The sequence below is a fragment of the Pseudomonas sp. UM16 genome (genome assembly GCF_050312595.1).
Lineage (GTDB): Bacteria > Pseudomonadota > Gammaproteobacteria > Pseudomonadales > Pseudomonadaceae > Aquipseudomonas.
This window is the reverse complement of record NZ_JBNPJT010000003.1, coordinates 128,631-139,751: the sequence shown is the minus strand read 5'-3', so window position 1 is coordinate 139,751 and position 11,121 is coordinate 128,631. Positions and strand designations below refer to the sequence as shown.

The window sequence follows — 11,121 nt, the reverse complement described above, 5'->3', positions numbered from 1 at the left end:
TTGGCCACAATACCGAGGCTTCGTCAGGCGTAGGTTGCGGGCAGTTGGGGGCGGCTGGACTGAGTCTCTGAAAATTTTTCTCAAGGCGGGAACTTTCTTGAAAAACTGCTTTCCATAGCCTGCTTTGCTGGCCAGGTGACATGCCTGACAGCTTGCAAGATTCCGCGAAACATCAAGGACATCAGGAAGCAACACACCGTTCATGGATCATAAGGACTAATTGAATGAGCACTACAGATCAGGTGCAAGAACCGAGCAAGTACAGCGAAAAATGGCAGAAGCGTTTTGCATTTTTTGACGCTTACGGTGCCCCCAGCGAACCGGGTTACAGAGCTGCACTTAAGTCGCTGGCGTTCAAACAGAAAGCAACCATCAACCTAAACTTCATTGCATTCTTCTTTGGGCCGATCTATCTGTTTGTGCTGGGGCTGTGGAAGAAAAACCTGACGCTGATAGCGATTATTGTTGCGATCAACGTTGCCCTGGAAATTTTGTATTCGTATGTCAATATCAGCTTTGCCAAGCATCTCGACTTTGGCGTGGGTTTTGCGATCAATCTCTTATACGCGATGACCACTAACTACGCTTATTACCTGAAGGAACAAAAGGGTGAGCAAGGGTGGAACCCGTTTAAAGGCATGCGCTGGTAAGCATCACCCAAAGGCTCAGGTGAGCAGTCCTGAACCAATGCGCCTTCGAGGAAGGCGCATCTCTATAGAAACGCCCCGCGTAAATCTGCAATGACTTGTGCTATCGAGGGCTCTTGAACCGCCGGTGGTTCCGGGCGCTTCCCGAACACGCCAGATGAACAATGTCAGTTCGGCACTATTTTCGCGGTGTCTAAATAATACGCCACTAGCGCGTTTGCATGGCCATGGCCCAATCCATGTTCGGCTTTCAGCAAGTTGACCATTTCCATATGCTTTTTGCCGTTTACTGTCTGAAGCAAATTTAGCCAGTAGGTGATGGGCTGACCGTACTTTTTTTCAATGGACGGGAAGTAGGAGGCCGGGCCTTGTACTTTTGCGTCTTCGCTCATGATGCAAACTCCTTTTCTCGTGACGGCAATGGTAGGGCATCGCCCACAAAGCGCGTCAGGGATGACAATAAAGCACTCGGCGTTTCGTAGGCGCAACCAGTATAGATAACGTGACGCATCAGCCCGCGCTTACAGGGCAGTGGCAGGTTGTTTCAAACGTTTGGCTGGGCAAGAAAGGCGCTGACTGCAGCCAATATGGTATCCGGGTACTCCCGGTGCGGGACATGCCCGCAATCAAGCAGTATGTGCAGGCTCGCCGCGCCGGCGGTCAGCGCAGCGATACGTTGAGGGTGAAGCGCAGAGCCGAACTCGTCGCGATCACCATGCACCGCCAGGGTAGGGCAGCGTACCCGCGACAGTTGCGCATCCAGGCGCCATTGACTGAAGGTTTCAGACAGCCAGCTGTCGACCCAGGCCCGCAGTACCCAATGGGCTTTTTCACCGTGATACTTCTGCAGCCGGGCCATTTGCCCAGGTTCAGCAAACTGCCGCTCGGCATCGCGAATGCCGGCCAACGTGCGGTCTTCGACGAACGCCTGCGCCGATTCGGTGATCACCTGCTGGCAGGCCTGTGGGTAGGCTACGGCGCAGCCCACCGCCATTCCACCCCCCACGCTGTGGCCGAACACCACGAACGGGTTGAAGTCGAGTTGCTCGCGCAGGGCTTGAAACCCTCCTAGCGCTTCGTTTTCGACAAAATCGGCGGACAGGGTGCCGGGGAAGGGCGCAGAGCGCCCGAAACCCAAGCGATCATAGGCTATCACCCGGCGTCCACACGCCTGGGCCAATTGTTCCGGAAACTCACGCCACAAGGCCACGCAACCCAGCGAATCGTGCAACAACACAATCGGCGCACCGTGTTGAACGTGCGGGCTCCAGGATTGAGCGAACAGTTGTCCGTGCGGGGTATCGATCCAGTGTTGTTCGATTGAAATAGGTTGCATGGGGCCAATTCCTTTGCCTTGAACGCAGTCAATCCTACCTGAAGAATGGCACCGGCCTGCAACTGCCATCACCCTTGCGGGATTACGGTAGCTGCGTGCTGGTACTCGCGCTCGAAGCGCTGGATCAGCTCGGCTACGCTCGGTACATCGTCGATGCTGCCAACGCCATGACCCGCGGCCCAGATGTCTTTCCACAATTTATGGCCATTGTGGCCGCCGGTTCCACCTTGCTCAGGTAGCGGGGGAAGATTGTCCGGGTCCAGACCGCTGCGCTCAATGCTGTGGCGCAGGTAGTTGGCGCGCAGGCCGCTGAACAGGGCGGTGTTGATGATCTGGTCGGCGTCGGCGGCGAGTAGCATCTGTTTGTAGCCAGGATCGACTTCGCACTCCTGAGTGGCGAGAAACCGTGTGCCGACATAGCCCAGGTCCGCGCCCATGATGCGTGCGGCCAACAGGTCCTTGCCAGAGCTGATGCCACCGGCAAGCAGTACGGTGCCGTTGAAGAAACGCCGTATCTCATTGACGAACGCCAAGGGGTTGAGGGTGCCACCGTGGCCGCCGGCTCCGGCGCAAACGGCGACCAGGCCATCGACGCCCGCTTCGGCTGCCTTGTGCGCATGGCGCACGCTGGTCACGTCATGAAACACCAGGCCGCCGTAGCCATGCACAGCGTCGACGACTTCACCCGGCGCGCCCACGCTGGTAATGACAATCGGCACCTTGTGTTTGACCAGCAACGCCAGGTCCTGATCTTGGCGGGTATTGCTGCGCCGCACAATCTGGTTGATGGCGAACGGCGCGGGCACCGTCGTCAATTGCTCGGTGAGTTGCGCCAACCAGTCATCTAGTTGCTGGGGGCTGCGCGCATTGAGCGCTGGCATCGCACCAACAATGCCTGCCCGGCATTGGGCGGCGACCAGCGGCGGGGTCGACGCCAGGAACAGTGGCGCCCCCAGCATGGGCAGGCGCAGTCGTTTGCTCAACAGCTCAGGCAGGGCCATGGGCAGTCTTCTCGGTGACGGGCGCGTGCAGGCCTAGATCACCGGCAGTCAGGCTTGCCCAGAAGCCTAGGCTGCCGGCCGCGATAGCCGCTTGGCCAAGCACATCAGCCCACTGTGCGTCGCTGCCGAATTCATCGCGCCACGACCACAGGCGACGGCTGCTGTAGTGCAAACTGTGCTCGTGGGTAAAGCCAATGGCACCATGCACCTGGTGGCTGACAGCTGCGGCCAGCGACGCCGCCTCACCGGCGCACACCTTGGCCACGGCAACATCGAAGGCCAGCGTGCTGCGTTCGCCAGGTCCGGCCTGCAGCAGCTGGCTGGCGCTGTGCAAGGCTACTTGCGTAGCGGTACGCGCCGCGCCGATCGCCCCAGCCATGTGCGCCAATTGCTGTTGGATCGCCTGAAACTTGCCAATGGCCTTGCCAAACTGCACACGCTCATTGGCATAGGCTACGGCCTGGTGGAGGCTCGCCTCCAGCGCACCGACCAGCATGCACGCTCTCAGCAAAGCGCCGAGCAACCACACAGGTTCACTGATATCGGCCAGCTGTAATGGTGCACTGGCGTGCACGGGGGCGGCGGCAAACTGCAGGGTGTCGCGCTCTTCACCGGCAAAATTGCTCCCGGCCTCAAGGCTGACCTGGGCCTGGCGCAGGTCGACCAGCGCCAGCCAACCCTGGGGATCAGCGACCACTGCCCACTGACAACTGCGCGCCCAGGGTACATTGACGCAGCGGCCATGGAGCAGACCGTCTTTGTCCAAGTGCAGGTCGCCGAGGCGCCCGATCTGGATCAGGCTGATCGGCCCATCGGGCACCGCCAGGCCGACACGAGACAACAGCAGAGCGGCCAGCATGGTCTCGCTCAACGGCAACGGCACATTCCAGTAGCCCAGGCCACGCAACACCGGGCTGACTTCCAGCCAGCTGGCACCGCTGCCACCGGCTTCTTCAGCCACCAGCGCCAAGGGCAGGCCAAGCTCAGTAACCTGCTGCCATAGCGCGCTGGCCGGCTCACCGGCATCGAAATGCGCCAGCAGCTGCGCGCTGACCTGATCGGTGAACAGGCGCTCAACGCTGTCGGCGATCAGCGATTGCAGGGGCGACGGGGTGCTGGTATCGAAGCTTTCAATAGTCATGGGCTGGTTCATCGCAGGCCTAATCCTCGGGCAATGATTCCACGAAGAATTTCGCGGGTGCCGCCACGCAGGGAAAATGACGGGGCGGTCTGGGTCAGGTAACGCATCACTTGGTCGAGTGAGCTGCCGGGCTGGCGGCTGCCACCAAACAGGTCATGGGCAAGGTCGGGCAACGACTGTTCGAGCAGTGCGCCCTGGTCTTTGACCAATGCTGCGGGGGTCGCCGGGTTCTCACCGCGGGCGAGCATGCCGGCGACGCCAAGGGACATCTGCCGCAATGCCGCATAGCGTGCCGCGACGCGGCCAAGGCTGATGCGCTGGCGGCTGTCGTTGGCATCGGCGGCGTCGAGCATTTCCAGGTACAACTGGGTGCAACTGAGGTAGCGCTCCGGGCCACTGCGCTCCAGGGCAAGTTCGGCGCCCACCTGTTTCCAACCATCACCCGGTTGGCCAATCAGGAAATCGTCGGGAACGAAGACGTTCTCCAAGAACACTTCGTTGAAGTCATGCTCACCGAGCATGTTGTAGATCGGCCGTACCGTGACGCCCGGCGCCTGCATGTCGATCAGCAGTTGCGAGAGACCGGCGTGGCGGTTGTCGGCCTCTTTGGGACCGGTGCGCAGTAAGGTGACCATGTAGTGGCAGCGCTGGGCACCGGTGGTCCAGACCTTGCTACCGTTCACCAGCCAGCCGCCGTCGGTTTTCTGTGCACGGGTGCGTACCGAGGCCAGATCCGAGCCGACGTCGGGTTCACTCATGCCAATACAGAACAGCAATTCGCCGCGGGCAATGGCCGGCAACAGGCGTGGGGCCAGCACCTCGGGGGAGAATTTCATCAGCAACGGGCCGGATTGGCGCTCGGCAATCCAATGCGCATTCACGGGCGCGCCGGCAGCCAGCAATTCTTCCAGGACAACGTAGCGTTCAAGGGCGCTGCGTTCGTGGCCGCCATAACGCTTGGGCCAGGTCATCCCCAGCCAGCCGCGCTCGCCCAGTTTGCGGCTGAAGTCGGGGTCGGCACCGTTCCAGTTCCTGGCCCGTTGCTCAGCGGGATAGTCTTTCAACGCGTCAGCGAGAAATTCGCGGACCTCGGTGCGCAAGGCGTCTGCCTTGGCGTCTAGATGACAGGGCCGGATATCGAGTGCCTGCATGGCTTTGTGCTCGTGTGATTGAAGGAGCAGGTGCTCAACTTAAACTTGCTGAACGCCCAACAAGTAAATAACCTAACAGCAACCTTTGCAGCGAAGCAAGTAGCTGTCGATCACTTACCTTGTGTTCAATCCGGAGTCTGCATGTCTACTGATACCGCTTTTGTCCCTGGCCGCGGCCTTGCGCTGCAACTCAATGGCCATATCGCAACCTTGAGCTTCAGTCGCCCGCCGTTGAATTTTTTTGATGCCGAGTTGATTCAGGACCTGGCCAACACCTTGGATTACCTGGACCAGCTGCCCGCGTGCCGGGTGACGGTGCTGGTCGCAGAGGGCAAAGTGTTCTGCGCCGGTGCCGATTTTTCCGGCGCTGATCAGTGTGACCCGCAGTATCCGCGGCGGGTTTACAAATCGGCTGTGCGCCTGTTTCGTACCCGCAAGCCATTGATCTGTGTGGTCGAAGGCGCAGCGGTGGGCGGCGGATTGGGTCTGGCTCTGGTGGCCGACTTTCGTGTGACCAGCGAGAAAGCACGCTTCTCGGCCAACTTCAACCGTTTGGGCATTCATCAAGGTTTCGGCATTTCGGTTACCATGCCGCGCCTGGTCGGTGTACAGATGGCTTCATTGCTGATTGCCACCGGCCGTCGCATTGACGGTCGTGAGGCGGTGGGCATTGGCCTTGCCGATGTACTGGCCGAACCTGGCCAGGAGCGTCAGGCTGCGCGCGAGCTGGCCGCAGAAATTGCCGCCAGTGCGCCCGGCGCGGTGGTGTCCAGCCGCGAGACCCTGCGAATGGGCCTGGCCGATGCCGTTGACCGGATCATTGATCGTGAGGCCAGCGAGCAGGAATGGCAGATTGTCAGCGCCGACTTCGCTGAAGGCACCCGTGCCATGGCCGAGCGGCGCCAACCCGTTTTTACCGGTAAGTAAGGAATTACTTGATGGAACCCGCTGATAAAACCGCCGCCCACGGATCCCGCCGTACCCAAGCCGAACGCCGTGGTGAAGCCGAGCAACGCCTGTTGCAGGCGGCACGGCAGATTGTGGCACGCAAGGGCTGGGTCGGCATGACCTTGTCTGAAGTGGGCGAGGAGGCGGGCTACAGCCGTGGCCTGGCGACTCACCATTTTGGCAGCAAGGCCGGCCTACTCCGGGCGCTGGCGGGATTCGTCAATGATAATTTCATGAGCCTGGTGCAGGTCGAAGCGCCGAAATGGCGTCCTGGCCTGGACGCGCTCAAAGGGTTTGTCAGCGTCTACCTGGGACGCAGTGACAGTGATTGGGTTAATAGCCGTGCGCTGTTGTCATTGATGGCTGAAGCGGTGACCCAGGATTCGGAAACAGCGCAGATCCTCGCGCAGTACAACCGCACGGTGCAACACCACCTGGCTGGCTGCATCAGCGACGGAATCGCCGCGGGTGAAATTCGCGTCGGGATCGAGCCGCTGGCCGGTGCGGTGCTGATCCTCGGCACATTACGTGGGTCGATGCTGCAGTTTCTACTCGATCCTGAGGGTATCGAGCTGGCGTTGCTGCACAAGCAATTGCTCGATTTCCTGGATACCGCCATGGCTGTCTGAGCCCAGGCTCAGTCGAGCCAGCCGCGAGTCCTGGCGATCGACACCGCTTCGGTACGACCGCCGGCGCCGAGTTTGCTGTTGATCTTGCGCAGGTGTGACTTGACCGTCAGTTCCGACAGGAACATTTTTTCGGCGATTTCGCGGTTGCGATACCCCAGTGCCAGCAATCGCAACACCTGCAATTCACGCACCGACAAGCTATTGGGGGCATTTTCTTCACGCTTGGTTTGCGGCGTAGGTTCGTCCTGGCTGCGTTGCAGCAAATGGGCAACAAAGCGGGCTTCAATGCCCAGGGTGCTTTCCTGGCCGTGGAAGGTCACCGACCAGCGTTCCAATACCGCCGCCAGGGGGGCGCCTTCGTCGAGGAAGGTGCGAATAAAACCTACCGGGCTGGCAGCGCGCAAGGCGATGGTCAACTGTTCCAATGCCTCTGCTGGTTGCTTACGGGCCTCGAACGCCAGTACCAACAATAAGCGCAGCTTTAGTGCGCGACGCAGCTGGTTGCGTTGCAGCGCCTGTGTCATGGCCTGCTGTACATCGTCCGGATTACCGATGCCCTGAGCGATGTTAAGGCGCTGACGGCCGATGAAAGGGGTATCGACATCGTTGGCAGTGAGCAGTATCCCGGGCTGATCCCACTCACTGAGCTGCTCGGCCGAGCGCATGGCATGGTCAGCGGTATCCAGGCGTTTTTCCAGGGTGGCGACCCGCGCGCGCTCAAGCCAGGTGGAACACAGAATGCGCGTGGAACCGGCGATCCGGCCCAGTTGGTCAAGGTCGGCCAGGTAGCGCATCCATCCGGGACGGTCGTCGTGCAGATAGGCGATACGCGCCAACAGCACATGGGTGGTGATCAGTGAGTCCGGGGCCGCGTGGTCGCGAGCATAGGGCAGCAGCTCGGCGAGTTTGTGCTGCGCCTGCTCCAGTGCGTCGGTTTCGTACATCACTAGACATAGTGTGGTTTGCAGCACGGGGAAACCCACTGGTGAGGTGCCAGCCCAGGACTCCCGGCTACGCCGGTTGGCGGCCAGCAAACGGCTCAAACCGCTGTCCAGCTGCCCTTGGGTGATGTCCAGCATCGCCTCCAGGCTATCGGTGACGTCGCGCAAGTACGACGACTCGCTTTGTGCTTCAAGCAGTTCATCGCTGCCGAGTAACTGCCGGGCTTGGTCGTAGTGACCACTGTAGAGCAGGCTGCAGGCCTGGACATAGGCGGCGATTCGAAAGGGCGACTTGGACTGCGGCGGTAGCCGTTGCAGCAGTTCGCGACTACTGTGCAAGGCTTCGTCAACGCGGTCGTTGATCAACAGCAACAGGCAATGGATATGGTGGTGTTGGTCGGCCAGAGTCGGGTTTTGCATGATCTGCAGCGCTTCTTTGTAGCGGCGCGCATGAATCAGCGCCCAGGCGTACGCAATACCCAGGCCCGGATGTTGCTCGCGAATAGCCTCGGGAATACGCGACAACCAGCGCATCATCAAGCTTGCATGGCCGTTCTCCACCAGCTTGTCGACGTGTCGCGCCAGCTGGCAGGCAGCTTCGTCGATATCTTCGGCGGTGAACAAATGCTCCAGCGCCTCCACCCAGCGGTCGCTGGCGAAATACCAGCGCGCCGCCGCGTGGTGTGCCTGCCCGTACCAGTCCGGGTGCTGTAGTGCCAGGGTCTGACGCAGAAACTCGGCAAACAGGCCGTGGTACTCAAACATCTGGCGCGGTTCGTCGATGGCGCTGATGAACAGGTTGGCCTGCTCCAGGGCCTGGATCATCGTCCGGCTGTCGTTGCGCGCAGCAACCGCATCGCACAACGCCGGGGAGAACTGCTGGAGTACGCAGGTCTGCAACAGAAACTGGCGACAGGGTTCGTCCAGCCTGGCCAGGACATCTTCGGCCAGGTACTCGGCTAACGCCGGCGTCGCGCCGCCGAAGGAACTGATGAACGCAGGCACATCGTCGTGGCGCGGCAAGGCCAGCGAAGCCAGATACAAACCAGTGAACCAACCGCCGGTTCGCTGGTACAGCCGGGATATCTCATCCTGACTCAACGACAGTTGCCGCAGCTCGCGCAGGTACTGGCCGGTTTGCTCAAGGTTCAGTTGCAGTGCCTGGCTGTCGATTTCTAGCAATTGCCCCTGCGCGCGTAAACGCCCGAGATTGAGTGCCGGGGTGATGCGCGTGGCCAATCCCAAGGTGACATCGGCCGGCAGCAGTTTGAGCAACTGCTGGATGAAGTCGAGCACCTCGGGGTTATTGATCACCTCGAACTCATCGAGTAGCAACGCAAAGGCGTCCTGGCAGCAGGCAACCTGTTCGATCAGGGCCTGTTGCGCCTGGAGTGGATCGGCCGGCAGCGAGCTGCCAGCAATCAGTCCCAGCTCACTCAGACCACTGTGCAAGGTCGCCAGCAAGCGCTGCAGATTGTTGTCTGCCGCGTCGAGGTTGCACCACAAGGTCGGTTTGCCTACCGCCTGGCAGCGTGCCTGGTACTGGGCAAGCAGGGTGGTCTTGCCTGCACCGGCGCAGGCACTGATCAACAGCAGGCGCAGACCCGGCTGCTGAGGGTCAGGTAGCAACGCCGGGCGCTGCAGTTGCCCCGGCAGAAGCGATGGCACAAGGTATTTGCCCGCACGAATTGGCAGCACTACTCCCTGCACTGGTTCGTTTGAACTACGTTGAAAACCTTCCATGCATCCTACCTTTGGTTGTCGTCGGGACGGTCTCGGCCTTCCTACTATCAGGCACTTAGAGCTCTACCCGAATCGCGGTTCGAGCCGTGAGTGTAACGGTCCGATGCGTGATTGACAGCTCCCGAACCGATCCCTTTTTAAGGAAGACCCAATCGCATGAGTGCCAATGAAAACCTGCGTGGTGCCGAGGTCAGTGTCGTGCTTGAAAAGCAACGCGCCGCGTGCCTGGCCAATGAGCCCTGGACGGCTGAACAGCGCTGCGAACTGATCGACCGGGCCATCGGCCTGCTGGTTGATTATCAAGAGGATATCGTCGCCGCCCTGGCGGCCGACTTCGGTCATCGCAGTGATGACTTCTCACGTTTGTTCGACGTGCTCAGCCCGCTGGCGTCGATGAAGTACACCAAAAGCAAGGTCGCCGAGTGGATGCGCGATGAGCCGCGCCAGACTGATCGTGGTGAAGCCTGGGTACGCTACCAGCCGCTGGGCGTGGTGGGCATCCTTACTGCCTGGAACTTCCCGGGCAACATGATCTTCAATGGCCTGGCTGGCGCTCTGGCAGCGGGCAACCGGGTGATGATCAAGCTGTCGGAATTCAATCCGAACACCAGCGCACTGATCGCGCGGATCTTCCCGACGGTGTACGCCGAGGATGAAGTGGCCATCGTTACCGGCGGTGCCGAGGTTGGTCAGGCCTTCTGTGCCCTGGCGTTCGACCACCTGCTGTTTACCGGCTCCAGCAGTATTGGCAAGCAGGTGATGCGCGCAGCGGCCGAGAACCTGGTGCCGGTGACCCTGGAGCTGGGCGGTAAGTCGCCAACGATCATCTCGCGCTCGGCCGACCTGGCAGCCGCGGTGAAGAAAGTCATCACCGGCAAACTGCACAACGCCGGACAGATCTGCCTGGCCCCAGACTATGTGTTTGTTGCCGAGGAGAAAGTCGCGGAGTTTGTCAGCTTGGCCAAAGCCGAAGTGGCCAAGCTGTACCCGACGCTGAAAAGCAACCCCGATTACACCTCAGTGATCAATGCCCGGCATTTCCAGCGCCTGCAAGGTTATCTCGGCGAGGCGCGGGCTGCGGGTGTACAGGTCGTGGAATTGAATCCGGCGCAAGAAAACTTTGCCGACCAGCCGCACCACAAGATCGTCCCGACCTTGCTGATCAACCCCGATGACAGCCTCAAGGTCATGCAGGACGAAATCTTCGGACCGTTACTGCCAATCAAGCCTTACAGCGACATCCAGGAAGTGGTTGCCTACATCAACAGTCACCCGCGACCTCTGGGCCTGTACTACTTCGGCAACCATGACGCTGAAGAAGCCTTCGTGCTCAACCGCACCACTTCCGGCGGCGTTTGCGTCAACGATGTACTGCGCCATGCCGGCGTTGAAACATTGCCGTTTGGTGGCGTTGGGGCCAGCGGGATGGGCGCTTACCACGGCTTCGATGGTTTCCGCACGTTCAGTCATGCCAAGGCGGTGTTGCGCGCGGCCGATGGCCCGGACCTGATGCGCCCACCCTATACCGATCAAGTGCGACAACTGGTGGGGTCGCTGATCAAGCGCTGAACCGCCTTTGCCACT

The 11,121-nt window shown here is 60.4% G+C and carries 10 protein-coding genes; 4 read left to right on the top strand and 6 right to left on the bottom strand.

Features of this window, described 5'->3' with window-relative positions; translation table 11 throughout:
• Positions 1-224 precede the first annotated feature (224 nt).
• On the top strand, positions 225-650 hold the full coding sequence (locus ACQRAX_RS04410) for a DUF2628 domain-containing protein (RefSeq protein ID WP_412039258.1): 426 nt from the start codon (positions 225-227) through the stop codon (positions 648-650).
• A gap of 164 nt (positions 651-814) precedes the next feature.
• Here the strand turns inward: ACQRAX_RS04410 and ACQRAX_RS04405 are convergent, their stop codons facing one another.
• The 5 genes from ACQRAX_RS04405 to ACQRAX_RS04385 all read right to left on the bottom strand — a co-directional run bounded on the left by ACQRAX_RS04405 (position 815) and on the right by ACQRAX_RS04385 (position 5,276).
• The gene (locus ACQRAX_RS04405; RefSeq protein WP_412039259.1) at positions 815-1,039 is read right to left on the bottom strand and encodes a DUF4287 domain-containing protein; all 225 of its coding nucleotides are present in this window, start codon (positions 1,037-1,039) and stop codon (positions 815-817) included.
• A gap of 152 nt (positions 1,040-1,191) precedes the next feature.
• A complete protein-coding gene (locus ACQRAX_RS04400; RefSeq protein ID WP_412039260.1) occupies positions 1,192-1,983 on the bottom strand; it encodes an alpha/beta fold hydrolase in 792 nt (263 codons plus the stop codon).
• A gap of 68 nt (positions 1,984-2,051) precedes the next feature.
• Positions 2,052-2,984, bottom strand: coding sequence for an NAD(P)H-dependent flavin oxidoreductase (locus tag ACQRAX_RS04395; protein WP_412039261.1), 933 nt, complete (start codon positions 2,982-2,984; stop codon positions 2,052-2,054).
• Positions 2,971-4,125, bottom strand: a complete 1,155-nt coding sequence (locus tag ACQRAX_RS04390; RefSeq protein WP_412039262.1) for an acyl-CoA dehydrogenase family protein — start codon at positions 4,123-4,125, stop codon at positions 2,971-2,973. Before ACQRAX_RS04390 ends, ACQRAX_RS04395 begins: the two co-directional genes overlap by 14 nt.
• An 8-nt stretch (positions 4,126-4,133) precedes the next feature.
• The gene (locus ACQRAX_RS04385; RefSeq protein ID WP_412039263.1) at positions 4,134-5,276 is read right to left on the bottom strand and encodes an acyl-CoA dehydrogenase family protein; all 1,143 of its coding nucleotides are present in this window, start codon (positions 5,274-5,276) and stop codon (positions 4,134-4,136) included.
• Positions 5,277-5,417: 141 nt separating this feature from the next.
• Here ACQRAX_RS04385 and ACQRAX_RS04380 point away from each other — a divergent pair, with 141 nt between their 5' ends.
• Complete coding sequence (locus ACQRAX_RS04380; RefSeq protein WP_412039264.1) at positions 5,418-6,203, top strand: enoyl-CoA hydratase/isomerase family protein; 786 nt, start codon at positions 5,418-5,420, stop codon at positions 6,201-6,203.
• 11 nt (positions 6,204-6,214) lie between these two features.
• Complete coding sequence (locus tag ACQRAX_RS04375; protein ID WP_412039265.1) at positions 6,215-6,853, top strand: TetR/AcrR family transcriptional regulator; 639 nt, start codon at positions 6,215-6,217, stop codon at positions 6,851-6,853.
• A gap of 8 nt (positions 6,854-6,861) precedes the next feature.
• Here the strand turns inward: ACQRAX_RS04375 and ACQRAX_RS04370 are convergent, their stop codons facing one another.
• Positions 6,862-9,462, bottom strand: a complete 2,601-nt coding sequence (locus ACQRAX_RS04370; protein ID WP_412039266.1) for a LuxR C-terminal-related transcriptional regulator — start codon at positions 9,460-9,462, stop codon at positions 6,862-6,864.
• A 231-nt stretch (positions 9,463-9,693) separates the two neighbouring features.
• Between ACQRAX_RS04370 and ACQRAX_RS04365 the strand changes: the two genes are divergently transcribed.
• On the top strand, positions 9,694-11,106 hold the full coding sequence (locus ACQRAX_RS04365) for a coniferyl aldehyde dehydrogenase (protein WP_412039267.1): 1,413 nt from the start codon (positions 9,694-9,696) through the stop codon (positions 11,104-11,106).
• Positions 11,107-11,121: the final 15 nt, after the last annotated feature.

Bases quoted from the DNA above. Each gene is read 5' to 3' on its own strand.
- ACQRAX_RS04385 (WP_412039263.1), bottom strand. From the start codon at position 5,276: ATGCAGGCACTCGATATCCGGCCCTGTCATCTAGACGCCAAGGCAGAC.
- ACQRAX_RS04380 (WP_412039264.1), top strand. From the start codon at position 5,418: ATGTCTACTGATACCGCTTTTGTCCCTGGCCGCGGCCTTGCGCTGCAA.
- ACQRAX_RS04395 (WP_412039261.1), bottom strand. From the start codon at position 2,984: ATGGCCCTGCCTGAGCTGTTGAGCAAACGACTGCGCCTGCCCATGCTG.
- ACQRAX_RS04365 (WP_412039267.1), top strand. From the start codon at position 9,694: ATGAGTGCCAATGAAAACCTGCGTGGTGCCGAGGTCAGTGTCGTGCTT.
- ACQRAX_RS04400 (WP_412039260.1), bottom strand. From the start codon at position 1,983: ATGCAACCTATTTCAATCGAACAACACTGGATCGATACCCCGCACGGA.
- ACQRAX_RS04375 (WP_412039265.1), top strand. From the start codon at position 6,215: ATGGAACCCGCTGATAAAACCGCCGCCCACGGATCCCGCCGTACCCAA.
- ACQRAX_RS04390 (WP_412039262.1), bottom strand. From the start codon at position 4,125: ATGACTATTGAAAGCTTCGATACCAGCACCCCGTCGCCCCTGCAATCG.
- ACQRAX_RS04410 (WP_412039258.1), top strand. From the start codon at position 225: ATGAGCACTACAGATCAGGTGCAAGAACCGAGCAAGTACAGCGAAAAA.
- ACQRAX_RS04405 (WP_412039259.1), bottom strand. From the start codon at position 1,039: ATGAGCGAAGACGCAAAAGTACAAGGCCCGGCCTCCTACTTCCCGTCC.